The organism is Actinomyces sp. Z5 (assembly GCF_003287795.1).
Lineage (GTDB): Bacteria > Actinomycetota > Actinomycetes > Actinomycetales > Actinomycetaceae > Actinomyces > Actinomyces glycerinitolerans.
This window is the reverse complement of record NZ_QMIN01000032.1, coordinates 1-23,937: the sequence shown is the minus strand read 5'-3', so window position 1 is coordinate 23,937 and position 23,937 is coordinate 1. Positions and strand designations below refer to the sequence as shown.

The window sequence follows — 23,937 nt, the reverse complement described above, 5'->3', positions numbered from 1 at the left end:
GCCGCTCACTGTGGCTTCGCCGAGCGCATGCCCCTGCTTATGGCCGCATACGCGCCACGCGCTCTACCTGCGTCCACGCCAGCGGGTCCGGAGCGGAGCCGACGAACTCGCCGTCGACGACATTGTTGAACCCGGTCAGCACCCACTGCCCGTCGCGTAGTCGGAACAACTGACCGGCATACAGATGCTCGGGCCGCAGATAGCGTGCCGCATCCACATCCCACGGACCCAGCGGCCCGGCCCCCTCGGCGATCCACACGCCGCCGGGGCCGGGCTCGGCCTGCATGTCATCCCCGCAGGAGAAGACCAGCAGGTGCTGTCCCTCGACCTGCCGCGACTGGCTTACCTCGAGCTGGCCAAACCTGCTCGGATCCGTCAGTGGTGGCAGTACCTCCCAGTGGTCGAGGTCGTCGGAGACGGCATGGCCGATGACGCCGGCGTGCAAGCGGTCGACGCCGCGGGCACGGGCGGTGATCAGCATGTGCCAGCGTCCTTCGTGCTGGAACACGAAGGGGTCCCGCCATGGTTCGTCGAAGGCATACCCGGGGTTCCACTTCTCATACCAGCGGCCATCGGCCTCAAGCGGCTCCGCGCAACGGCGCTCGAAGGTGATTCCATCGGCGGAGTCCGCCCACCCGATCCGTTGCACCATGCCGCGTTCCGCGCGGGAGATGCCCGTGTAGAACACGCGCATGCCGCCGTCGGGCCGCATCACGGTGCAGCCGGTCCAGATGGCCTGGTCGTCGAATGCCGGCCCATCGGAGTGCACCAGCGCGTCGGGAAGCAGCCGCCAGTCGCGGGCATCGTCGGAGACGGCATGGCCCAGCGCGGCCCGCCAGTGACGGCGGTCAGGATCATGCAGTGCACGAGAGGCGCGCAGGAAGAACAGGTGGTACTGCTCGCCGTCGTCGGCAACCCAGTGGTCCCACAGCCAGTGGTCTGGGAGCGTGAGCGCCATCGGTCACCCCTTCACTGCTGTCCCCGCGAGCGACTGCACGAAGGACCGCTGGAAGATGACGAAGATGATCAGCACCGGCAGGGTGATCAGGGTGCCGTAGGCCATGATCTGCCCCCACACGGGGTTGAGCTGGAAGAAGTACTGCATACCCACGCTCACCGGCCGCATCGACTCCTGCTGGATCACCATCAGCGGCCACAGGTAGGAGTTCCACGCCGGCAGCATGGTGATGATCGCGACCGTGGCGAACGTAGGTCCGGACAACGGCACGATGATCTTGCGGTAGATGGTCCACCATCCCGCGCCGTCCACCCGGGCGGCCTCATCGATCTCCTTGGGGATGTCACCGAAGTGCTGCGCGAACAGGAAGATCGCCAGGGCGTTGGCGATGTAGGGCAGGATCTGCACCTGGTATGTGTTCAGCATGCCCTGCTTGAACAGGAATCCGTCGACGGCCCACTGGATGGAGGGCAGTTTGGCCACCCAGAAGACCAGCGGCACGGCGATGGTCTCGAAGGGCACCATGAGGGTCGCCAACACCAGGGAGAGCACGATGTTCTTCCCCTTCCACCGCATGCGTGAGATGGCAAAACCGATCATGGAGTTGACGATCAGCCCGAGGCCGACGATTGCGACCGTCACGATGATCGAGTTGGCGATGAAGCGACCGGCGGGGACCCGGTTGAACACGCCGGCGTAGTTGTCCAGGCTCAGGTCGCCCACCGGCAGGAAGGCCCGCAACGAGCCGAGGTCGGAGAAGATCTGGGCGTCGGGCTTGAGCGAGGAGAAGATCATGAACAGCAGCGGGAACACGGCGACGATCGCCGCGAGGGTGAGCCCGACGTAGGTCAGGATCTTCGAGCGCCGCTTGGTGGCGGCCCGGCCGCGACGGCGCGACGTCGGCGCAGTGGCGACGTCCTTGTTGGTGTCTGCGGCGGTCATGTCAGTCGTCCTCCCGGGTCAGGCGCCGCTGGATGAGGCTGATCAGCAGCACGGCGATGAAGAAGATCAGGGAGATCGCGCTCCCGTATCCCATGTCCTGTTCGCGATAGCCCTTGCGCACGGCGTGGTAGACGAGCGTGGAGGTGGCGTCCTGCGGACCGCCGGAGGTCATCACGTCCACCTGAACGAACAGGCCCAGTGCGGCGATGGTGATGGTGACGAGAATGAACACCATCGTGGAGTGCAGTCCGGGCCAGGTCACGTAGCGGAAGCGCTGCCAGCCGTTGACGCCGTCCAGGGAGGCGGCCTCGTAGAGGGCCGGGTCGATGCCCTGCAGGCCGGACAGCCAGATGATCATGTGCAGGCCAACGGCCTGCCAAATGGACAGGACGATGATCGCGGGCATGGCGGTGCCGGGGTTGTTGAGCCAGGCGACGGCGGTCCAGCCGCCTCCCGTGATGGTGTTCAGCATCGAGTTGAACAGGCCGTCGTCCTCGTAGAAGAAGCTCCACAGGATGGAGACCACCACCATTGAGGTGACCACGGGCATGAAGATCATGGTGCGGAACGCGGTCACGCCCTTGACCTTCTGGTTGACCAGGATCGCCAGTGCCAGGGCGAGGCCCGATTGGCATGGGACGACGATCAGCGCGAAGAACGCGGTGTTCGTCAGTGAGCGCATGAAGGTGGGGTCGGCGCTGAAGGCACGCGTGAAGTTACCCAACCCGATGAACTGGGGCGGGTTCGGGGAGATCAGCCGCGCGTTGGTGAAGCTCAGCACGAAGGTGAGCACGATGGGGATGACGAGGAACAGCAGAAGCAGCAGCAGGGCGGGCGTGGACATGAGCCAGGCCGTGCGCGCCTCCTGGCGCAACGCGGCGGACCGCCCGGCGCGCCTCTTCTTCGGTTTGGTTGATGCTAAAGACATAGCAGTTCCCTTCCCGGTGGGGGCGCGAGTCGCCCCCACCGGACTTGCAGGAGGGTTACCGGTCATCAGCTGGCCTGGTAGCCGTTGTTGGACTTGATGTCGGCGTCGATGTCCTTGACCGCCTGGTCGAGGGTGGACTTCACGTCGGCTCCGGAGACGATGTCGCGGGCGGCCTTGTCGAAGATCGAGGAGATGACCTTGTAGCCGGGCGTGGCGGGACGCAGGAGGGCGTACTTGGTGCCGATCTCGTACACGGGCTCGAGCGCGCCGCCCTCCTTGTAGTACTCGGTGCTCGGCGTAGCCGAGGGCACGGAGGGGAAGTTGCCGATGGCGTTGGAGTACTCCACCAGGTACTCGTCCTGCATGAGGAACTCGATGAAGGCGTTGGCCGCGGTGGGGTTGGAGCTGGTGGCGGACACGCCCCACTGCCAGGAGCCACCGCCTACGTGCGCGCCCTCGCCGAAGTCCACCGGCGGCAGAATGAGCACCTCGTCCTCACCGAAGGTCTCCTGCGACTGGAGCACCTTCCAGCCACCGGCGTAGTACAGGGGCACCTTGCCCTGCAGGAAGTCCTGCCCGTCGGTCGCCGGGGTCTCCGAGGCGTACCCGTTCTCGAAGCAGGAGCGGAACCACTCGCCCCACTGCACCGCCGCATCGCCGTTGAGGAAACCCTCGGCGGTTTCGAAGGTCTCCCGGTCGATGAGGTCGCCGCCGAAGGACTGCAGCATCGGCGCGTAGGCGTAGGGCCACCACTCGGCGGTGTCCGCGACGGAGAAGTCGATGGCGTAGTCGTAGTCCTCTAGTTCGGACAGCTTCGCCAGCGCGTCGTCGAACTCATCCTTGGTCCAGGGCTCGTCGATGCTCGGCACCGGGACGCCGGCGGCCTCGAAGGCGGACTTGCGGCCCAGGAAGCACAGCGACGTGTCGTAGGGCCCCACCGAGTACAGGGTGTCGTTCCAGTAGCCCTTGGCGGAATCGATGATGTTGTTCTCCAGTTCGGAGGAGATCTGGAGCGGGGCGAGGTATCCGGCCCAGGCCCAGTTGGGCATGATCGGGCCGTCCAGGTCGAGGATGTCGGGCAGGTCGCCGGCCACAGCGGCGGCCGCGATGGAGTCGTTGTAGGAGGCCTGCGGGAACGACTTGAGCTCGACGGGGGTATCGGGGTTCGCCTCGTTGAAGGCGGCGACCGCCTTCTCGACGACGGCGAGCTCCTCCTCATTCCCGCCGTTGTGGGTCCACAGGCTGATGCCGCCCGAGGCGCCGGATCCGGACCCGGAACCGCCCTGTTGGGAGGAGCAGGCGGCGAGAGTGGCGGCGATGGCAGCGGTAGCACCAAGGCCGAGGAAGGTGCGGCGAGTGGTGGACATGAGCACTCCTTCGTGTGTCACCTAAATGGTTGGGTTAACCGGGATCGGGGCGATCCCGGGGATTGTGGGCCGCCGAAGGTCTAGGCGGATGCGGGCGCGGTCGAGCCGCGGACGATCAGGTCGCATTGGCAGCGGTGGGTGGTGGCCGGTGTGGGCAGGTCGCCGGCGATCAGGTGGCGCACCAGCCAGTCGGCCATCTCGTAGTGGGGCAGGCGCATGGTGGTCAGTCGCGGCGCCAGATTGGTGGAGATCAGTTTCAGGTCGTCGAAACCGACCACGGACAGGTCATCGGGTATGGAGAGCCCGAGCGCGGCCGCGACGCGATACACGCCGGCGGCAATGCCGTCGTTGTAGCAGAAGACCGCGGTGGGGGGATCCGCGCGGTCGAGCAGTCTCCAGGCGGAGGCGTCGGCCCCTTCGGGGTCGTTGCCGCCACGGATGATGAGCGAGGGATCGGGGGTGATCCCGGCGGCGCGGAGGGTGTTCTCGTAGGCGGTGTGGCGCAGCCCGATGGCGACCGTCGAGTCGTCGTGGGTGATATGCCCGATGCGCCGGTGGCCGAGCTCGAGCAGGTGGGTAACGGCGGTGTTGGCGGCGGCCGCCTCATCCGGAACGACACCGACGACGTCGTCCCGGTCCGCGAAGCCGTTCAGTACGGCGACGTTGGCCAGCTCGGGCGGCACATGCACCTGCTGGTGGTACATGGCGGCGTGGACGATGACGTCCACGCGCCGTGAGCGCAGCTCACGCACCGCTCTGCGGGACTGCTCCGGCGCTCCGCCGGAGTCCGTCAGCAGGACCGACCAGCCCAGTTCCCGGCTGGCGGTGAGGATCGCATCGATCATGGCGACGGCGTACGGCGTCGACAGCACGTTCTCGCCGAGAACCCCCACGGTGTGGGTGCGGCGGTTGCGCATACCGCCGGCAAGTGCGTCGCGCACGTAGCCGAGGTCCTCTGCCGCGGCGCGCACGCGCGCCGCCGTCGCCTCGGAGACACGCCCCTTGGCCTTGCCGGACAGCACCAGTGAGGCGGAGGCGGTGGAGACGTTTGCGGCGTCCGCGACCTCGGCGAGGGTCGTCATCGCTCCTCCTGTCCGCTCATGAGCCTGGCTGCTGTGCCCGTCAACACGAGTGTGAGGCTCACGACGACGTTAAGTCAATCGATTAACGTCACAGCTGCGTATACGAGAGGGCCTGGGCGCGTGGCCCGAACGTTCAGCCGGCGTTCGCCGCCCAGCTGCGCGCCCCGCGCACCAGCCGTTCGAGCCCGTCCTCCACGCGGGCGCGCTGGGTGCCCAGGTTCATACGCAGGAAGCCGGCCCCGGCCGCCCCATAGGCGGTGCCGGGCGTGAGCACCAGTCCGGTGCGGGAGCGGATGTGGGCGGCCAGGGCGGCGGTCGCGTCCCCGGGTGCGCCCGCCGGCCCACCCGGCCCGGCGCCGTCGGCTCCCCCGCCATTGCGGCCGACCGCCCCGGCGCCGCACAGCAGCGCGCGCACGTCGATCCAGGACAGGTAGGTGGCCTGCGAGACCGGGGCGGCGCAGCCGGGCAGTTCACCCGCCACCACCTCGGCCACCCGCGCCTTGTTGGCGGCGACGTAGGCGCGCACCTCCCCCAACCAGGCCTCCCCCTCAGCGCTGTAGGCGGCGACGACCGCGGGCACCGCGAACACGCCCGGCTCGGCGACCTCATCGGTGTTCAGGCTGCGCTCCACACGGGCCCGCAGGTGCGGCTCCGGGATGACGACCGTCGCCGAGTGGACGCCGGCGGTGTTGAAGGCCTTCGACGGCGACAGGCAGGTGATGCCCACCTCGGCGCACACCGGTGCGGCGGCGGCGAAGGGCGTATAACCCACTCCGGGCAGGGTGACGTCGCAGTGGACCTCGTCGGACACGACGGTCACGTGGTGGGTGGCGGCGAGTGCGCCGAGGCGGGCCAGTTCCTCCCGCGTCCACACTCGGCCGACGGGGTTGTGCGGGTTGCACAGGATCATCAGCGTGGTCAGCGGGTCGGCGAGCTTGGCCTCCAGATCCGCCCAGTCGATCGTCCACTCGCCGTTCTCACCCTGCAGCAGGTCACTGGTGACCAGGCGCCGGCCGTTGTTCAGGACGCTGTTGGTGAAGATGTTGTAGACGGGCTGCTGGATCAGGACCTTCTCGAACACGTTGGTCACGCTGCGCACGATCGAGGAGATCGCGGCGACTACCCCCGTGGTGGGGATCAGCCAGTCTTGCTGGAGCGGCCAGTCGTGGCGGCGTGCCCACCAGGCGGTGACGGCCTGCTCGTAGGCGTCGGTGACGACGGCGTAGCCGAGCAGGCCCTCGCGGGCCACCCGGGCGAGGGCCCGGCGCACGACGGGCGCGGTGCGCAGGTCCATGTCCGCCACCCACATGGGCAACTCGTCCGGTCCGGCCTCGTCCCATTTCAATGAGCCGGTGCCACGCCGGTCGGTGGGCTCATCCAGGTTGAAGTCGGCGGGGGCCCTCATGCGACCGCCTGGGGCGACCAGCCGGTCTCAATGCGGGTGGCCGCGGGGTCCACCCGGTCGGGATGAATGATCTGCTCGCCGATGGAGCCCGCCCGGATGACGCCGTCGGCAGGGTCGGTCAGCGAATCGAGGTGGCCGATGACCTCGGCGTCGATGCCCCGGCAGTACTCGAAGGCGAGGGTGGTGTCCAGCAGGCGACAGCCACGCAGGACGAGCCCATCGATGTAGCACAGACCCTGCAGGCTCTGGATGGTGCAGTCGACGAAGGTGACGTTGCGGGAGTTCCATCCCAGGTACTCCCCCACGATCATCGAGTTCTCCACCACCACGTTCTCGCAGTTCCAGAAGGCGTCCTTACTCAGCAGCACACTGTCGCGTACGGTCGCGTCCCGGGCGCCGTCGAAGGCGTAATTGCCCGTCAGGCGCAGCCGCTCGGCGGTGACACCGGCGGCGTCCTTGGCGAAGTAATCGCCGGTGGCGTTCACGTCCTCAAGCGTGATCTCCCGGCAGCTCCACAGGGTTTCTTCGGCATGCGGCAGGTCTACACGCCGCAGGCTGATGCCGCGGCCGCGGCGGAAGGTCTTGGGGGCGGCCACCAGCGTGCCGTCCAGACGGATGTCGTCGGTGTACCAGATGCCGGAGCGGGCGGTCTCCAGCAGGGCGCCGCCGGTGACCGACACGTCCCGGCAGTACCACAGCGGGTACTTCCACTCGAACACGGTGTCGCTGATGCGCAGGCCGCGGCTCTCCTTGAGCGGGGACTCGCCGTCGGCGAAGGTGGAGTGGGCGATGGTCAGGTCGCGCGAGGCGTACAGCGCGCGTTCACCGGTCAGGCGGCGATGGTCAACCACCGAGCCGACATGGTCGGGACAGCCGCCCGGGGCCTCCGCGGCGGTACTAGGAGATGCGGTCAACGTCATGGCATCGACTGTAGGCGGGCGGCCTCCCCGCAGCGAGGCCATGACAGTACCCCTCAGTCCCGGCGTGCCAGGGCCGCCCGGATCAGGCCCGCGAACAGCGGGTGGGCGTGAGTGGGGCGCGACTTGAACTCGGGGTGCGCCTGCGTGGCCACATAGTAGGGGTGCAGTGACCGGTCGAGTTCAACGAACTCGGTCAGCTGCCCGTCCGGGGAGGTACCCGTGACATGCAGCCCCGTCCCCTCCAGCCGGTCGCGGTAGGCGTCGTTGACCTCGAAACGGTGGCGGTGCCGCTCGGACACCTCGGTGGCACCGTAGGCCTCCGCGACCAGTGAGCCCGGCGTGAGCAGGGCCGGGTAGGCGCCCAGGCGCATCGTCCCGCCGAGGTCTCCCCCGCCGGTGACGAAGCGGCGTTGCGAGTCCAGGGTCGTGACCACCGGGTCGGGCGTGTCGGGCTCCATCTCGGTGGAGGAGGCGCCGCTCAGGCCCAGCAAGTTGCGGGCCGCCTCGATCACCATGCATTGCAGGCCCAGACACAGCCCGAGGGTGGGCACGCGGTGCTCGCGCGCCCAGCGCAGGGCACCCACCTTGCCCTCAATGCCGCGGATCCCGAAGCCGCCGGGGACGACTACGGCGTCGACGCCTGCCAGCGCCCGCTGCGCTCCGGCTGGCGTCTCGCAGGTGTCGGAGGCGATCCAGCGGATGTCCACGGCGGCGTCGCAGGCGAAGCCGCCGTGGCGGATCGCCTCGGTGACGGACAGGTAGGCGTCGTGCAGCTCGATGTACTTGCCGACCAACGCCACCTCGAGGCGGTGCTTCGGGGCGTGTACGCGCTCCAGCAGGGCGTTCCACTCGGTCCAGTCCACATCCCGGAAGGCCAGGTTCAGGCGTTGCACCAGGTAGGCGTCGAGCCCCTCCCGGTGCAGGGCGGGCGGCACCTCGTAGATGCTGTCCACGTCCCGGCACTCGACGACGGCGCCCGGCTCCACGTCGCACATGCGCGAGACCTTGTCCTTGATGCCATCCGGCAGCGGCCGGTCGGTGCGCAGTACGAGGGCGTCGGGCTGGATGCCGATGCTGCGCAGCGTGGCCACCGAGTGCTGGGTGGGCTTGGTCTTCAGCTCACCGGCGGCGGGCAGGAAGGGAATCAGGGAGACGTGGACGAAGGCGACGTTCTCCCGCCCCAGGTCGGCGCGCACCTGCCGGGCGGCCTCCAGGAAGGGCTGGGACTCGATGTCGCCCACGGTTCCACCGATCTCGGTGATGATCACGTCGGGAGTGGCACCGCTGTCATCCGGTTCCGCCTGGGCGCGCATCACCCGTTTGATCTCGTCGGTGATGTGCGGGATCACCTGGACCGTGTCGCCCAGGTACTCGCCGCGACGCTCCTTGGCGATCACGGTGGAGTAGACCTGGCCGGTGGTGGCGTTGGCGGCCCCGGACAGGTTCACATCGAGGAAGCGCTCGTAGTGGCCGATGTCCAGGTCCGTCTCGGCACCGTCCTCGGTGACGAACACCTCCCCGTGCTGGAAGGGGTTCATTGTGCCCGGGTCGACGTTGATGTAGGGGTCCAGCTTCTGCATGGCCACACTGATGCCACGGGAGCGCAGTAGGCGGCCCAGGCTGGAGGCGGTCAATCCCTTGCCGAGGGAGGACACGACACCGCCGGTGACGAAGATGTGATGAGGGACGGCGGGGGTCTTCCCGCCCGGACGTGCAGGTGCGTTACTCACGGGCCTTCAACGTAGCACCGGGACGAAACGCGCCCGACGCATACGCCCACCGGCGGCCCGCCCCGGCCGGTTGGGCCGCGGGCACCGGCGGCTACACGTCCAGGCCGTACAGGATCGTGCCGCGCGTGGCGGTGTACCCCAGGTCGAGGAACAGGTCGACGGCGCCGCTCGGGTCGTCTGACTCGAAGCCGGCCGCCGCATACTCCATGCCGTCGGCGGCGTAGGCGCGCATGACCGCCGTCAGTAGTGCCGGGCCGGCGTCGCGGGAACGGTAATCGGCAAGCACCCCGATGACGTCGGTGTAGCCCTCCCGCCAGCCGAGTGCCTCCCAGTCCTGCTCGTAGCGGCTGGAGAGCGCATAGCCGGCGACCCGGGCACGGTCTCCCGACCGGTCCAGTGCCACGAAGCTCCACTGGGGTGCGAAGTAGGCGCGCCCGGCCCGCCACTCCTCCGGGCTCATGCTGCCGCCGCCGGAGTCGGCGAAGGCCTGGTTGTGGGCGCGGCGCACGGCGTCGTCGAGTTCCTCCGACCAGGGCTCGATGGTGAGGAAGCCATCCAGGTCCACCTCCGGGATGGGCTCGGAGAGCGGGCGGCGCACCTCCCGATACCAGCGGCGCGGTTCGAAGCGCAGCTCGGCCAGGTGCTCCTTCATGCGTTCGTCATCCTCCAGCACGGTGGTGACGATATGGGCGGGCACTGCGACCGTTGAGGAGCCGGTCGGCTCCCCAGCGCGCTCGGCGCCAATAAGGTGCCGGGCCCGTTCGGTCTGCCAATGCAACAGCGCCACCCCGATGCCGCGCTTGCGCCACTGCGGGTCGACCGTCCCGGTCATGGAGGCGTAGATCTCTCCGGCCGGCCGCAGTCGCACCAGTCCGAAGGCACGCATGACACCGTTCTCGTCACGGCCGGCCACCCCCGAGTAGGTGGGGTCCACGAAGTACTCGGCGGTCTCCTGGGCACTGGTGCGGTATGGGGGGTTGTCCGCCGCCTCGGAACGGGCGATGAGCTCGGCCAACTCGGTATTGTCGCGCGGCCCCAGCGGCGCCCAAGTGAGCATGCGGGGCAGCGCGGAACGAGGTCCGGGACGGAGCATCGACCAGGGACCGCCCGGGCCGGTGCGGCGCGTAGAGCCGTAAACAGGTGTCATGTGCGTCTCCTTCGACGGGACCGGGCCGACTTTAAGGGTACGGGCAAATGGCTCAGGCGTCGATGCGTTCGCGGTCGACCTCGGCGGCGCCCTCGATGATGAAGTCGCGCCGCGGCTCCACGCTGGAACCCATGAGCAGCTCGAACACGTTCTCCGCCTCAAGCAGCTCGGCCTCATCGCCCAGGGTGATGCGCCGCAGGGTGCGGTGCTCGGGCTCCATGGTGGTCTCGGCCAGCTGGTGGGCGTCCATCTCCCCCAGGCCCTTGTAGCGCTGCGGCTCCTTGAAGCTACGACCCTGCTTCTCCAGCTTGCGCAGGGTGGTGACCAGCTCCTCGTCGGAGTAGGTGTAGATGACCTCGCGCTTGCGCCGGCCCTGAGCGGAAACCTCGATGCGGTGCAGCGGGGGGACGGCGGCGAAGACCCGGCCGGCCTCGATCATGGGGCGCATGTAGCGGAAGAAGAGGGTGAGCAGCAGGGTGCGGATGTGGGCGCCGTCGACGTCGGCGTCGGTCATGAGGATGACCTTGCCGTAGCGGGCGGCGTCCAGGTCGAAGGTGCGCCCGGAGCCGGCCCCGACCACCTGGATGATGGCGGAACACTCGGCGTTGCGCAGCATGTCCGCCTGGGAGGCCTTCTGGACGTTGAGGATCTTGCCGCGGATGGGCAGCAGCGCCTGGAACTCGCTGTTGCGGGCGTTCTTGGCGGTGCCCAGGGCGGAGTCCCCCTCAACGATGAACAGCTCGGAGGAGGCAACGTCGTCGGAGCGGCAGTCCGCCAGCTTGGCGGGCAGGGTGGAGGTCTCCAGAGCCGTCTTGCGGCGGGTGATCTCCTTGTGCATGCGGGCGGACACGCGGGCGCGCATCTCCCCGACGATCTTCTCCTGCAGGGCGCGCGACTGCGTCTTCAGGTCCCGCTTGGAGGAGGTCAGCAGGGCGGTGAGTTCCTTCTCCACCACCTTGGCGACGATCTGCCGCACGGGAGCGGTACCGAGCACCTCCTTGGTCTGCCCCTCGAACTGGGGTTCGGGTACACGCACGGTGATGACGGCGGTGAGCCCGGCGAGGATGTCGTCCTTCTCGATACGCCCGTCGCGACTGGTGACCTTCAGGGCGCGGGAGTTGGCGTCGATCTGCTTGCGCAGCACCTTGGTGACGGCCTGCTCGAAGCCGGTCAGGTGGGTGCCGCCCATGGGGGTGGCGATGATGTTGACGAAGGAGCGCTCGGTGGTGTCGTAGCCGATGCCCCAGCGCAGGGCCACGTCGACGGTGCAGGTGCGTTCGACCTCGGTGGGCCGCAGGTGGCCGGTGCGCTTGTCGAGCTGCTGCACGGTCTCGGTGTAGGTGCCCTCGCCGGTCAGGCGGAAGGTGTCGGTTACGGATCCGTCGGTGGCCAGGAAGTCGACGAAGTCGGCGGTGCCGCCCTCGGCGTGGAAGACCTCTGCCCCCTCATCCTCGGCGCCGGCGGTGAACAGGTCATTGGCGCCGCGCGCGGACCTGGCCGACTTGCCTGTTTTATCCGCCCTTGTCGCCCGGCCGGGGCTCGTCCCACCCTTGACGCTCAAGGCCGGGTCGTCGGCGGCACCACTGGCGGTGGCGGCGATCGCCTCCGGGTCGCGCTCGTCGGTGAGGGTGAGGGTGAGCCCGGGCACCAGGAAGCTGGTCTGCCGCAGTCGGGCCCGCAGAGCGGTGACGTCGTACTGCGCGGGAGCGGGGAAGATCTCGGGGTCGGCCCAGTAGCGCACCCGGGTGCCGGTGACGCCGCGGCGCACCTTGCCGATCACGCGCAACTGGGAGGCCTCGGTGTATTCCGCGAAGGGAGCGTCCGGGGTGGGGCCCGCGGCGGTGTCGGTGAAGACACCGGGCACGCCCCGTCTGAAGCTCATGGCGTAGGTCTTGCCGCCGCGGTCCACCTCCACGTCCATGCGGGCGGACAGGGCGTTGACCACGCTGGCGCCCACCCCGTGCAGGCCACCCGCGGAGCCGTAGGAGCCGCCGCCGAACTTTCCGCCGGCGTGCAACTTGGTGTAGACCAACTCGACACCGGTCAGCCCGGAGGAGGGCTCGACGTCCACGGGCACGCCCCGCCCGGTGTCACGCACCTCGATGGAGCCGTCGGCATGCACGACGACGGCGATGCGGTCCCCGTAGCCCTCCAGGGCCTCGTCCACGCCGTTGTCGATGATCTCCCAAACGCAGTGCATCAGGCCCCGCTGATCGGTGGAGCCGATGTACATGCCAGGGCGCTTGCGCACCGCCTCGAGCCCCTCAAGAACTGAGAGGTGGCGGGCTGAGTAGGACTGGGAAGAATCTGGCACGGGCCGAATTTAGCCGATTGTTGGGGCGGGTCAGGCATCCCGCGCCGTCGCCGGAGGTGTGGTCTTCGCCCGTAGCCGGAGGATCGGGGCCGCCGCTGATTCCCGCCGTTCGCCGTGGGCGCAGGCGGTGCGCCCGGGGCGGAAAACCGCCCGACGGCGTTGGCGTGGGCTCCCGGTGGTGGTGGAATCGAGCCATGAGCACGACAACTCCAATCTCCCCCACGGTCGCCGATCCGACGACCGCGCCCGAACAGGCCACCGGCCCCACCGCGGCGACCGAGACGCGTCCGCTCACCACGGCCGATCGTTGCGACGTCTGCGGCGCACAGGCTTACCTGCGCGTGGTCCTCGCCTCCGGCGAGCTGCTGTTCTGCGCCCACCACGGCCACGCCCACCGGGACGCCCTGGAGCGCCAGGCCCTGTTCATCCAGGACGAGTCCGACCGCCTGACCCGCTCCGACGAGGTCGACTAACCGATTGGCGACGACCGGCTCACCCGCCGGCCTGCCTCAGCCTGCTGCCTACGCCCTCTGGCCGACTCGGCCAGAGGGCGTAGTAGTGGTGCACGGGGCCGTGCCCGTGGCCGACGCCGAGCGCGTCGGCGTGCGTGAGGGCTCCGGTCAGGTAGCCCTTGGCATCCCTTACCGCCGTTATCCAGCTCTCCCGCTGCGGGCGCAGCGCCGCAATCGCCGCGGAGAGCGTGCAGCCCGTGCCGTGCGTGTTGCGGGTGTCCACGTGGCGGCCGGGCAGCAGCAGCGTGCCGTCCGCATCCGCATACACGTCGGTGGCGTCCGCGCCGAGGTGCCCGCCCTTCAGCAGCACCCGGCGGGCACCGGCGTCCAATAGGAGCTCCGCCTGGCGGCGCATCGCATCGGTGCTCGCGGCCGGTGAACGGTCCAGCAGGGCGGCGGCCTCGTCCAGGTTCGGGGTGATCAGGTCCGCACGCGCGCACAGGCGCCTGACGGCGCCGATGGCCTCGGCATCGAGCAGCCGGTCCCCGGAGGTGGCCACCATCACCGGGTCCAGGACGGTGTTGGCCAGGTCGGGCAGGTACTCTCCCACCGCCTCGGCCAGTTCGGCGGTGGCGAGCATGCCGACCTTGGTGGCGTCGGGGGTGATGTCCGCCAGCAGGGCGTCCAGCTGCAGGCGCACGAAGTCCACGGGCACGGCCCGCACTCCGGCGACTCCGCGCGTGGACTGGGCGGTCAGTGCCGTGACCACGCTCATGCCGTAGGTGCCGAGCGCCCCCATGGTCTTCAGGTCCGCCTGGACGCCGGCGCCCCCGGAGGGGTCGGAGCCGGCGATGGTCAGTGCCTTGGGGATCGGTGTGTTCATCGCGCGGCCTCCCAGGCCCGGCGCAGCCGCCGGGCGGCGGCGCGCGGATCGTCCGCCAGGCAGATCGCGGAGACGACGGCGGCCCCGGCCAGTCCCCCGGCGCGCAGGGCGGGCAGGTCGGCGGGCGTAATGCCGCCGATGGCCACGCATGGCAGCGCAATGTCGGCCGCCAGGCGGCTGACGCCGTCGGTGCCGATGCCTGTGGGCGCGTCGGCCTTGGTGGCGGTGGCACGTACCGCGCCGACGCCCACGTGGTCGCAGGCGCCCTCCGCTGCCGCCGCGGAAAGTGCCTCCGGGTTGGCCGCGGACAGGCCCAGGTAGGCGTCGTCGCCGATGAGCTCGCGCACCACGGTGGCGGGCAGGTCGCGCTGGCCCACGTGCACGCCCGCCACCGGCGCCCCCAGGCGGCGGGCGGCCAGGTACACGTCGACCCGGTCGTTTACGAGTACCGGGACCAGCTCACCGACGGCGTTGGCGACGTCGCAGACCTGGGCGAGGAAATCGGCGCCGTCTGCGTCTTTGGCACGCACCTGCACGCAGGTGGCGCCGCCGGCCACGGCGGCCCTGACCGTGTCGGTGACGGTGCGGCCGCGCGCGCGGCACTGGGCGGCGTCGGTGACCAGGTAGACCCGCAGGTCGGGGGCGGGCCTCATGAGATCGGAATCCTGGCGACGTCGTCGGCGTCCAGGGCGTACAGGGCGTCGAGGAATGCGGGCGGGAAGGAGCCTGGGCCCGCGGCCGTTGCCGCGGCGATCTCGGCGGCGGCACTGTAGGCGGCGTGACAGGCGACGGTCGCCGCGAAGGCGTCGGTCCCGATGGCGGTCCCGGCGGCTAGGAAGCCCGCCGCCAGCGCGCCCAGGGCGCAGCCGCCGCCGGTGACGCGGGTCAGCAGTACGGAGCCGCCGCCCACCCGGCTCACGCGTGCACCGTCGACGACGGCATCCACGGGCCCGGATATCGCCACCACGGCGCCGGTGCGCGCCGCGAGCGACCGGGCGGCGTCCAGGGCGGTCTCCACGGCGGCGGTTGTCTCCACCCCGCGGCCGCCCGCACCGGCGCCGGCCAGGGCGATGATCTCCGAGGCGTTGCCGCGGATGACCGTGGGGCGTTCCTCCAGGAGCCGTTGGGCCAGGGCGGTGCGGTGCACCAGGGTGCCGACGGCGACCGGGTCGAGCACCCAGGGCACGCCCGCCATCCGCGCGGCGGTGGCGGCCTCCACGGCGGCGGCACGCTGCTCGGGCTGGGGTGTGCCCAGGTTGATCAGCAGGGCGGAGGCGGCGGAGGCGAAGGGCCCGGCCTCCCCGGTGACGTCGACCATGGCGGGGGCGGCCCCGGCGGCCAGCAGCACATTGGCGGTGAAGTTCGTGACCACCGCATTGGTGATGCAGGCGACCAGGGGGCCCTCGGCGCGCAGGGACTCCAGCACGGCCGCGGGTCCCGGAGACGGCGCCGCGGCCGCCGGCCCCGTCGACTGTGGCGGGGGCTCGTTCGGTTGGGTGTTGACGGACACGTGCTGCGCCATGCGACATCCCTTCGTCAGCATTATCTGAACAGGTTCAACGGGTTTGTTCTCAGCCTTGCGGCACCCCGTGTCGTGGGCACAACGATAGCAAACGACACGCCGCTCACGCACGTCATGCGATCCTTGGCCAACATTGAGCGGTCCTAGTCAGATTATGAAGCACCCCAGGGGCTAGCTCTCGTTCCCCTCCGCAGACTAAGCGCTCAGCTTTCTCATCAGTAGAAGGGCCGAAACTCACGCAAGAGCTTCTTCGAGCTCCTTTCGGATCACCCACGTAGGTCGGTACATCTGCGCACCACCATTTACACGGCTGGATCGAACGAAGCCGTAGCGGTCCTGGTAGTAAGACACCAACTTGTCGTCCCGTACATCCAGCACGAGGAACTTGCTCCCCGCAATATCAGCCGCCTCCACGTGCTTGGCGTACGCACAGAGCATCAGAACCTCACCCAAACCCCTGCCCTGATGACCCCGATCAAGGGCGAACTTACCAAGCAACTGAGCCGGGAAGGGATTGTTCAGGTTATACACCCACTCCCTGTTGGAACCTACGAACGCCTTATCCGTCTTGGCCACGTTACTCGGGATGATCTGGTGGGCGCTGAGCGTGAAGAAGCCCCATACATCGGTATCATCACTAGCCGGAGAGAGCACCCACACCGCGCACATGTCTTCACGCTGCCATTTCAACGCAGTGTCACTTAACCACCGGTCCATCTTGTCGTCGCGCCCGCAACTGAAGAAATCGACGTAATGATTGTCGTCCATCTTCCGAAGGCTCAGCCCCTTACTGGAAAGAAAGCCAGTCAAGCGGTTGTGATTCATGACGCAAAGCGGAAGGCACGTACCGCATCAACGAAGGGGCGATGCACCTCTGCTCGGGATTCAATAGCAGCCAGTTCTGTTGCCGAGGCGGGTAAGACCATCGCGGGAGGCAGCCCGTCAAGCGTCTCGTCCGACTTCGGCGTGCGACCGAGAAAGTAAGCAATCATGTCCGCACGCGTCAGATCGCCGCGCTTCGTACCTGTAGGCCGCGCCTTCCAGGCATCATCCCAAACAGACTCCTCGTGCGTGAGTTCGACGAGATCCCGACTCGTTTTGCCACCATACGCCGACCAGACGGCGTCCAGAACGGCCGTCTTGTACGCGTCCAGCTCGTCCCGGTCGTCCTCACGCTCCTTGCGCTGGTCCTCGATCATGGAGAGGTCAGCATGCGCCTTTCCGGCATGGGCACTGAGCAGCTCGCCAACTACCGGCCCCTTAGGCATGGCGTAGAAGGTCTCGCCGAACAGTGGCTCGCCTGTCAGATGTGCGTACCAACCGAAGGCGTAGAAACAGAGCTTCTGCAGCTTCACAGTCTCAATCGAGCCTCCACTGCGCTCAATCAACTCTGTTGCGACGTCGAAGACCGTGGTCATGGTGTTCACCTCCCGAAGCCAGATGCGGTTGATACTACCAAGCGGCAAGACTCCAATCACGTGGGCTCAGTCTCACCCCGCTGCCCAAATCACGATACTGCTGGCAAACAACTGGCCGATACCCCGCGATGAGGAACTTCGACGCAGCCGACCCTGCTAAGCCGCCCCGGAACCGGTCAGTTCCGGGGCGGCCGAGCCGTGTAGGAATGAGGGCTTGCCGTCGCCTCAGTCGTCCAGATAGTCGCGCAGCACCTGGGAGCGGCTGGGGTGACGCAGCTTGCTCATGGTCTTGGACTCTATCTGCCTTATACGCTCGCGGGTCACCCCATAGACCTTGCCGATCTCGTCCAGCGTCTTGGGCTGACCGTCGGTCAGGCCGAAGCGCATGGAGACCACGCCCGCCTCCCGCTCGGACAGGGTATCCAGGACGGCGTGCAGCTGCTCCTGCAGCAGCGTGAAGCTGACGGCGTCCGCGGGGACAACCGCCTCGGAGTCCTCGATCAGGTCACCGAACTCGCTGTCCCCGTCCTCACCAAGCGGGGTGTGCAGGGAGATGGGCTCGCGCCCGTACTTCTGCACCTCAACGACCTTCTCCGGGGTCATGTCCAGTTCGACGGCGAGCTCCTCCGGAGTGGGCTCGCGGCCCAGGTCCTGCAGCATCTGCCGCTGGACACGGGCGAGCTTGTTGATGACCTCGACCATGTGGACGGGGATGCGGATGGTGCGCGCCTGGTCCGCCATGGCGCGGGTGATGGCCTGGCGGATCCACCAGGTGGCGTAGGTGGAGAACTTGTAGCCCTTGGTGTAGTCGAACTTCTCCACGGCGCGGATCAGGCCCAGGTTGCCCTCCTGGATCAGGTCCAGGAAGAGCATGCCGCGGCCGGTGTAGCGCTTGGCCAGGGAGACGACCAGGCGCAGGTTCGCCTCCAGCAGGTGGTTCTTGGCGCGCTGACCGTCCTGGGCCACCCAGTGCAACTCGCGGCGGTACTTGGCATCCATGTCGTTGCCCTCGGTGGCCAGCAGGTGCTCGGCGTACAGGCCCGCCTCGATGCGCTTGGCGAGCTCGACCTCCTGCGCGGCGTTGAGGAGCGCGACCTTACCGATCTGCTTGAGGTAGTCCTTGACGGGGTCGGCGGTGGCGCCGGCGGTGACGACCTTCTGTGCGGGCTCGTCGCCCTCATCGGAGTCGGAGACCGTGAAGGAGCCGTCCTTGCCCTTTTCACCCTTGGACTTCCGCGACTTCTTGTTGGCGGCCTTCTCCGCCTCCTCCCGGCGGATACGGTCCAGTTCGCCGGTCAGGGCGGCGATGGAGGGGTTCATCTTGATGCCCTTGATGATCCAGCCGCGGAAGATGTAGCCGTTCTGGGTCAGGAACTCGCGGGCGACGACGGGCTCCTCCTCACCGGGGATGACGAAGCGCGGCACGGGGCCGTGCCCGTAGGGGGCCAGGGTGATCGGATCCTCCAGGGTGCCGTCGCCGTTGATCTCCAGGCCCTCCACGACGGTGCGGCTGCGCACGAACAGCGTGGCGCCGGGCGCCAGTCGCACGTCCTTCAGGGCGGCGGGGGTGTTGAAGGGGTGGCGCTTGGTGCCGTCGCCGTTCTCCTCCAGGGACACGTCCAGGTAGTAGTCGCGCAGCTCGGGGGCGGGGGCCGCGGCCTCCGGCTCGTCGTCGCCCTCGTCCTCGGAGTCCTCCGGCTCGTCGTCGTCCTCCGAGTCCACGTCATCCGCGTCGACGTCGTCCTCCACCAGGTCGTCGTCCTCGTCCTGCGCGAGGTCCTCATCCTCGTCGAGGTCGTCCAGATCGACGTCCTGCTTCTCCTCCAGGGCCTCGTCAACGTCGTCGGCGAATTCGACACGCTCCCGCGCGGTGGTGGGAGCAGGAGCAACTGTGGAAGTAGCCACGGATTTCCTTTCGCGGAGCAGACGGTTCGGCCGGAGCGGTGCATGGAGCCTCGGCGAAGTTTACGCGAGAACCCAAATGGTCTCACAGGCGCACGCGCCTAACGCGAGGACTTCACACGAGATCCGGCTACCACTACCAGCGCGAAGAGCAACGATGCGGACGCCGTGTCTATTCCCGAGCCCGATCATCTAGCCTGTGCGCATGACCGACGTGGACGCCCTGCTGCCGCTCGTGCGCGGCGCCGTCGATGCCCGCCTGGATGAGGTGCTGGCCCGGCTGCGCGCCCAGTGGCAAGACTCCCCCGCCGTAACCGATGAGCTGCTCGAGGCAGCCGCCACGGCCCTGGCGGGCGGGAAGCGAATGCGGGCGGTTCTGGGCGCAGTGGGATTGACCCTGGCGGGAGGAGACGCCGACCCCGCCGCCGTGGCGGCCGGCCCGACCGCGGCCCGGCTGGGCGCCGCCCTGGAGCTGTACCAGGCGAGCGCGCTCGTACACGACGACGTCATCGACGCCGCCGACACCCGCCGTGGCCGGCCGGCCGCACACCGTCGTTACGCGGCCCGTCACCGTCGGGCCGGCTGGACCGGCTCGGCCGACGTCTACGGCGTCAGTGCCGCGATTCTCCTGGGAGACCTGCTCATGTCGGCCGCCACCGCACAACTGGGCCAGGCGACGGCCGGCTGCGAGCGCGACGCGGCACGGGCCGCCCGGGACGCCTTCGACGCCATGACGGCGGAGGTCGCCGTCGGCCAGTTCCTGGACGTGCACCAGGAGGTGATGCCCCTGCCGGCCCCGACGGACCGACCGGTGGCGGCGGGTGCCGCCATGCGGGAGGCCGCACTGGAGGTGATACGCCACAAGTCGGCGCGCTACTCGGTGATGTATCCGCTGCAGGTGGGGGCGCTGCTGGCCGGCGTGGCCCCCCATGGCGAGTTGTTGACCGCCCTGGAGGTATTCGGTGAGGAGATCGGGATCGCCTTCCAGCTGCGCGACGACGTGCTGGGCGTATTCGGCGACCCGGCCCTGACCGGTAAGCCGGCCGGTGACGACCTGCGCGAGGGCAAACGGACGGTGCTGGTGGCCCTGGCCTGGCAGCGCTGCAACAACGCGGGCCGGAAGCTGTTGACCCGGGTGCTGGCCGGGGACGAGGCCGCCACGGCCGCGGACTTGGCGGCGGCCGCCGCACTGATCCGCGACTGTGGGGCCTTGAACGCGCATGAGGATGAGATCGCCGCCCACACCGCCACCGGCCTCGCCGCGCTGGAGGCCGCCCCGGGCGCCCTGCCGGAGCGTTCGCGGCGCACCCTGTTGGGGCTGGCAGAAATGCTGACCGCCCGCCGCAGCTGACTGCGGGCGCGGCGGCCCCTGACGCACCGGGGCGTGCGAGCCCCGTACACTCGGCTACGTGACCAAGGATCCTCTCATCGGCCGGCTGGTCGACGCTCGCTACGAGATCGTCGACCGCGTGGCCCGTGGGGGCATGGCCACCATCTACCGGGCGCATGACCGCCGCCTGGACCGCATGGTGGCCCTCAAGCTCATGCACCCGCACCTGGCGGACTCCCCGGACTTCGTGGCCCGGTTCCGCCGCGAGGCCCGCGCGGCGGCGCGGTTGTCCAACCCGGGGGTCGTGGCCGTCTACGACCAGGGCAGCCTGGACGGCATCGCCTATCTGGTGATGGAACTGGTGGAGGGCCCCAATCTGCGCGACCTGATCGCCTCCGGTCCGTTGACCGTGCGTGAGGCGCTCGGGCTGACCGCCCAGATCCTGGGGCCGCTGGGGGCGGCTCACCGCGCCGGCCTGGTCCACCGCGACGTCAAGCCGGAGAACGTGCTGCTGCCCGCCGACGGCTCGGTCGCCAAGGTCGCCGACTTCGGGTTGGCCCGCGCCGTCACCGAGGTCGCCCAGACCACCACCGGGAACGTGCTGGGCACGGTCGCCTACCTGGCGCCAGAGTTGATCACCACCGGCTCCTCCGCCCCCTGCGCCGACGTCTTCTCCGTCGGCGTGATCCTGTATGAGCTGCTCACCGGCGTCCAGCCCTTCGAGGCGGACACACCCATCCAGATCGCCTTCCGCAACGTGCACGAGGACATTCCCGCCCCCTCGCTGCGGGTACCCGACCTGCCCGAGAGCGTGGACGAGCTGGTCGCGGCGATGACGCGCCGCGATCCGCACTCCCGGCTGGACGACGCCGACGCCGCCCTGGACCGACTGCGGCAGATCGTCTCCACCCTGAGCGAGGCGGAGTTGGCCGTCAAGCGCGGCGGCGCCACCGGCTCGGTGCGCACCCAGGAGGTGCTGGCCGCTAACGCCGAAGCGGCCCGCACCGCGATGCTGGTCACCGACGGCACCGAATCCGATGCGGACGCCGCCGAGGCCGCCGCCGACGCGGCCACCCCGGGCGCCGGGCTGCGCACCGTCTCGCTGCCCATCGGTTCCATCGCCCCGGACGGGGCGGCCGGCGGCCGGGACGGCACCACGCGCGCCCTGGACCGCAGTCGGCTGTCCCGCGGCGCGGACACGCAGAACACGCAACCGGTGGCCCGCCACTCCGCGCGGCACCCGCGCCGACGCGCCGTGATCGCCGCCGCACTGCTGCTGGCGGCGGCCGGGAGCGGGGGCGCCTGGTACCTCACGGCCGGCCCCGGCCGCACCGTCCCGGTGCCGCAGATCGTGGGGATGAGCGCACAGGACGCGCAGGATGCGGTCGAGGCGGCCGGACTGGTGTGGGGCGCCCCCACCCGCGCCTACTCCGACACGGTGCCCGCGGACTCGGTGATTTCCTGCTCCCCCGGCGCCGACACCCGACTGCACCCCGGCCAGGCAGTGACGCCGGTGATATCCCGCGGCATTGAGCAGAAGGTCGTGCCCGACGTCGTCGGCTCCACTCAGGAGGACGCCACCAGCGCGATCGTGGACGCGGGCCTCACGCTCGGGGCGGTGACCAAGACCTACTCCGACGACGTCGCCTCCGGCATGGTGATTTCCTGCGAGCCGCAGTCGGGCAGCACGGTGGATCACTCCTCCGCCGTGGCGATCGTCGTGTCCCTGGGGCGCCAGCCCGCCACGGTCCCGGACGTGACCGGCATGAGCGTGGAGGATGCCACCACCACGCTGGAGGCGGCCGGGCTCACGCTCGGCACCCAGTCGGAGGCCTACTCCGACGATGTGGCCTCGGGAATGATCATCTCCTCCAGCCCGGCCTCGGGGGCGGAGGGCTACCACCACGGCGACGCGGTGGACGTGGTCGTGTCCAAGGGGCCGGAGAAGGTGAGCGTGCCCGACGTCGTCGGGATGAGCGAGCGCGAGGCCGTGACCGCGCTGGAGGACGCGGGGCTGGACCCGCAGGTCTCCCGTGTCATGGGCGGCTTGTTCGACACGGTTCACTCCACCGACCCGTCGGCCGGGCAGAGCGTGGAGAAGGGCTCACAGGTGACGGTGAACGTGATCTGAGCCCGGGCCGACTCAGCCGCGGAGCATCTCCGCCACCTCGAAGGCCATCTCCAGGGACTGCTGGTGGTTCAGCCGCGGGTCCACGAGCGTCTCGTAGCGGCGCGCCAGCCCGGCCTCGTCAATGTGCTCGCCGCCGCCGAGGACCTCGGTGACGTCGTCTCCGGTGAGCTCCACGTGAATGCCGGCGGGCACGGTGCCCAGCGCCCGGTGTACCTCGAAGAAGCCGCGCACCTCGTCCATGATCGTGTCGAAGCGGCGGGTCTTGTAGCCGTTTTCAGAGGTGATGGTGTTGCCGTGCATGGGGTCGGTGATCCAGGTGACCGGTCGGCCGTCGGCGCGGACGATCTCCACCAGGGGCGGCAGCACGTCGCGGATGCGGTCGGCGCCCATGCGGGTGATCAGGCTGAGCCGGCCGGGGTCCCCATCCGGGTTGAGGTGGTCGATCAGGGACAGCAGCTCATCGCGGGTCGTCGTCGGGCCGATCTTGACGCCCACCGGGTTGTGCACGCCCGCCAGCAGTGCGACGTGGGCGTCGTCGGCACCGCGAGTGCGCTCCCCCACCCACAGGAAGTGGGCGGAGGTGTCGTAAAGGCGCCCACTGCGGGAGTCCTCGCGCGTCATGGCGTCCTCGTACTCCAGCAGGAGCGCCTCGTGCGCGGCGTAGAAGTCGACCTGGCGCAGGGCTTCGAAGTCGACGCCGGCGGCCTCCATGAAGCGCATGGCCCGGTCGATCTCCTCGGCGAAGGACTCGAAGCGCTTGTAGGCGGGGTTCGCGGTGAAGCCGCGGTTCCAGGAGTGGACTTCACGCAGGTCGGCGTAGCCGCCCATCGTGAAGGAGCGGATCAGGTTCAGGGTGGTGCCGGCGCGCAGGTAGGCGTCGACCATGCGCTGCGGGTCGGGGATACGGGCCTCGGCGGTGAAGGCGTGGTCGTTGACGGAGTCGCCGCGGTAGGAGGGCAGGGTGACACCGTCGCGGGTCTCCGTGTCCGAGCTGCGCGGCTTGGCGTACTGGCCGGCCATGCGGCCGATCTTGACCACCGGGGTGGAGGCGCCGTAGGTGAGCACCGCCGCCATTTGCAGAATGGTTTGCAGCTTCAGGCGGATGTTGACGGCGGTGTTGTCGTGGAAGGACTCGGCGCAGTCCCCGCCCATGAGCACGAAGGCGCGCCCCTGGGAGGCCAGCACCATCTTCTCGCGCAACGAGTCGACCTCGCCGGCGAACACCAGTGGCGGCCGGGTGCGCAGGTCGGCCGCGGCGTCGGCCAGCGCCTGCGGGTCCGGGTAGCGGGGCTGCTGGGCGGCGTGGTGCTGGCGCCAGCCGGCCGCCCCGCCGGGTACCTGGAGCTCGTTCATCATGGGGTCAGCATAGGCGTGCGGGACCGCTGCCGAACCCTCACGCCGAAAGGTGGGACGCAGGGCACGCCGTCGGCCGGGCTCCCCTTCGGCGTCTTGTTGCGCACAGCGAGCCCAGAGGGGGCGGGCGGACGCGTTCTCCCGCGTCCGCCC

At 69.3% G+C, this 23,937-nt stretch carries 20 protein-coding genes and 1 riboswitch; of the genes, 3 read left to right on the top strand and 17 right to left on the bottom strand.

Annotated elements, in window-relative coordinates; all coding sequences use genetic code 11:
* Window positions 1–37: 37 nt before the first annotated feature.
* The 10 genes from DRB06_RS03575 to DRB06_RS03530 form a co-directional block, all read right to left on the bottom strand.
* A complete protein-coding gene (locus DRB06_RS03575; protein WP_108967361.1) occupies window positions 38–958 on the bottom strand; it encodes a glycosyl hydrolase family 32 in 921 nt (306 codons plus the stop codon).
* Window positions 959–961: 3 nt separating this feature from the next.
* Window positions 962–1,900, bottom strand: coding sequence for a carbohydrate ABC transporter permease (locus DRB06_RS03570; RefSeq protein WP_073331677.1), 939 nt, complete (start codon window positions 1,898–1,900; stop codon window positions 962–964).
* A gap of 1 nt (window position 1,901) precedes the next feature.
* Window positions 1,902–2,828 carry a carbohydrate ABC transporter permease gene (locus DRB06_RS03565; RefSeq protein WP_108967363.1) on the bottom strand — a complete coding sequence of 309 codons (927 nt, stop codon included), beginning with the start codon at window positions 2,826–2,828 and terminating at the stop codon, window positions 1,902–1,904.
* Window positions 2,829–2,893: 65 nt separating this feature from the next.
* Window positions 2,894–4,195, bottom strand: coding sequence for a sugar ABC transporter substrate-binding protein (locus DRB06_RS03560; RefSeq protein ID WP_073331671.1), 1,302 nt, complete (start codon window positions 4,193–4,195; stop codon window positions 2,894–2,896).
* A gap of 80 nt (window positions 4,196–4,275) precedes the next feature.
* Entirely contained in the window at window positions 4,276–5,277 is a 1,002-nt protein-coding gene (locus tag DRB06_RS03555) for a LacI family DNA-binding transcriptional regulator (RefSeq protein ID WP_108967365.1), read from the bottom strand.
* Between the two features lie 133 nt (window positions 5,278–5,410).
* A complete protein-coding gene (locus DRB06_RS03550; RefSeq protein ID WP_108967367.1) occupies window positions 5,411–6,682 on the bottom strand; it encodes a MalY/PatB family protein in 1,272 nt (423 codons plus the stop codon).
* On the bottom strand, window positions 6,679–7,602 hold the full coding sequence (locus DRB06_RS03545; protein ID WP_108969720.1) for a DUF3737 family protein: 924 nt from the start codon (window positions 7,600–7,602) through the stop codon (window positions 6,679–6,681). Before DRB06_RS03545 ends, DRB06_RS03550 begins: the two co-directional genes overlap by 4 nt.
* Before the next feature lie 53 nt (window positions 7,603–7,655).
* Window positions 7,656–9,332: a CTP synthase gene (locus tag DRB06_RS03540; protein ID WP_111819146.1), complete on the bottom strand. Its 1,677-nt coding sequence runs from the start codon at window positions 9,330–9,332 to the stop codon at window positions 7,656–7,658.
* A gap of 91 nt (window positions 9,333–9,423) precedes the next feature.
* Window positions 9,424–10,479, bottom strand: coding sequence for a GNAT family N-acetyltransferase (locus DRB06_RS03535; RefSeq protein WP_108967372.1), 1,056 nt, complete (start codon window positions 10,477–10,479; stop codon window positions 9,424–9,426).
* A 52-nt stretch (window positions 10,480–10,531) separates the two neighbouring features.
* Window positions 10,532–12,793 carry a type IIA DNA topoisomerase subunit B gene (locus DRB06_RS03530; protein ID WP_234415854.1) on the bottom strand — a complete coding sequence of 754 codons (2,262 nt, stop codon included), beginning with the start codon at window positions 12,791–12,793 and terminating at the stop codon, window positions 10,532–10,534.
* Window positions 12,794–12,987: 194 nt separating this feature from the next.
* On the opposite strand from DRB06_RS03530, the gene DRB06_RS03525 reads away from it, so the two are divergent.
* Window positions 12,988–13,266, top strand: coding sequence for a hypothetical protein (locus tag DRB06_RS03525; protein ID WP_073331654.1), 279 nt, complete (start codon window positions 12,988–12,990; stop codon window positions 13,264–13,266).
* A 19-nt stretch (window positions 13,267–13,285) separates the two neighbouring features.
* Here the strand turns inward: DRB06_RS03525 and thiD are convergent, their stop codons facing one another.
* From thiD to DRB06_RS16515, 6 genes are all read right to left on the bottom strand, one after another.
* On the bottom strand, window positions 13,286–14,128 hold the full coding sequence (thiD, locus tag DRB06_RS03520) for a bifunctional hydroxymethylpyrimidine kinase/phosphomethylpyrimidine kinase (RefSeq protein WP_108967376.1): 843 nt from the start codon (window positions 14,126–14,128) through the stop codon (window positions 13,286–13,288).
* On the bottom strand, window positions 14,125–14,781 hold the full coding sequence (gene thiE, locus DRB06_RS03515; RefSeq protein WP_073331648.1) for a thiamine phosphate synthase: 657 nt from the start codon (window positions 14,779–14,781) through the stop codon (window positions 14,125–14,127). Before thiE ends, thiD begins: the two co-directional genes overlap by 4 nt.
* The gene (gene thiM / locus DRB06_RS03510; protein ID WP_108967378.1) at window positions 14,778–15,650 is read right to left on the bottom strand and encodes a hydroxyethylthiazole kinase; all 873 of its coding nucleotides are present in this window, start codon (window positions 15,648–15,650) and stop codon (window positions 14,778–14,780) included. The genes thiE and thiM overlap by 4 nt, the downstream gene beginning before the upstream one ends.
* A riboswitch (TPP riboswitch) is annotated at window positions 15,640–15,728 on the bottom strand. Its footprint overlaps the gene before it by 11 nt.
* A gap of 156 nt (window positions 15,729–15,884) precedes the next feature.
* Window positions 15,885–16,475: a GNAT family N-acetyltransferase gene (locus DRB06_RS03505; protein ID WP_146750790.1), complete on the bottom strand. Its 591-nt coding sequence runs from the start codon at window positions 16,473–16,475 to the stop codon at window positions 15,885–15,887.
* Window positions 16,472–17,068 carry a Panacea domain-containing protein gene (locus DRB06_RS03500; protein ID WP_146750789.1) on the bottom strand — a complete coding sequence of 199 codons (597 nt, stop codon included), beginning with the start codon at window positions 17,066–17,068 and terminating at the stop codon, window positions 16,472–16,474. Before DRB06_RS03500 ends, DRB06_RS03505 begins: the two co-directional genes overlap by 4 nt.
* A 225-nt stretch (window positions 17,069–17,293) precedes the next feature.
* On the bottom strand, window positions 17,294–18,973 hold the full coding sequence (locus tag DRB06_RS16515) for an RNA polymerase sigma factor (protein ID WP_073331645.1): 1,680 nt from the start codon (window positions 18,971–18,973) through the stop codon (window positions 17,294–17,296).
* A 202-nt stretch (window positions 18,974–19,175) separates the two neighbouring features.
* On the opposite strand from DRB06_RS16515, the gene DRB06_RS03490 reads away from it, so the two are divergent.
* Together DRB06_RS03490 and pknB are read left to right on the top strand one after the other, a co-directional pair.
* On the top strand, window positions 19,176–20,321 hold the full coding sequence (locus tag DRB06_RS03490) for a polyprenyl synthetase family protein (RefSeq protein ID WP_111819144.1): 1,146 nt from the start codon (window positions 19,176–19,178) through the stop codon (window positions 20,319–20,321).
* A gap of 58 nt (window positions 20,322–20,379) precedes the next feature.
* The gene (gene pknB, locus DRB06_RS03485; protein ID WP_111819143.1) at window positions 20,380–22,431 is read left to right on the top strand and encodes a Stk1 family PASTA domain-containing Ser/Thr kinase; all 2,052 of its coding nucleotides are present in this window, start codon (window positions 20,380–20,382) and stop codon (window positions 22,429–22,431) included.
* 12 nt (window positions 22,432–22,443) lie between these two features.
* On the opposite strand, the gene DRB06_RS03480 is transcribed toward pknB, so the two are convergent.
* Window positions 22,444–23,787 carry a class II 3-deoxy-7-phosphoheptulonate synthase gene (locus DRB06_RS03480; protein WP_108967389.1) on the bottom strand — a complete coding sequence of 448 codons (1,344 nt, stop codon included), beginning with the start codon at window positions 23,785–23,787 and terminating at the stop codon, window positions 22,444–22,446.
* Window positions 23,788–23,937 lie beyond the last annotated feature (150 nt).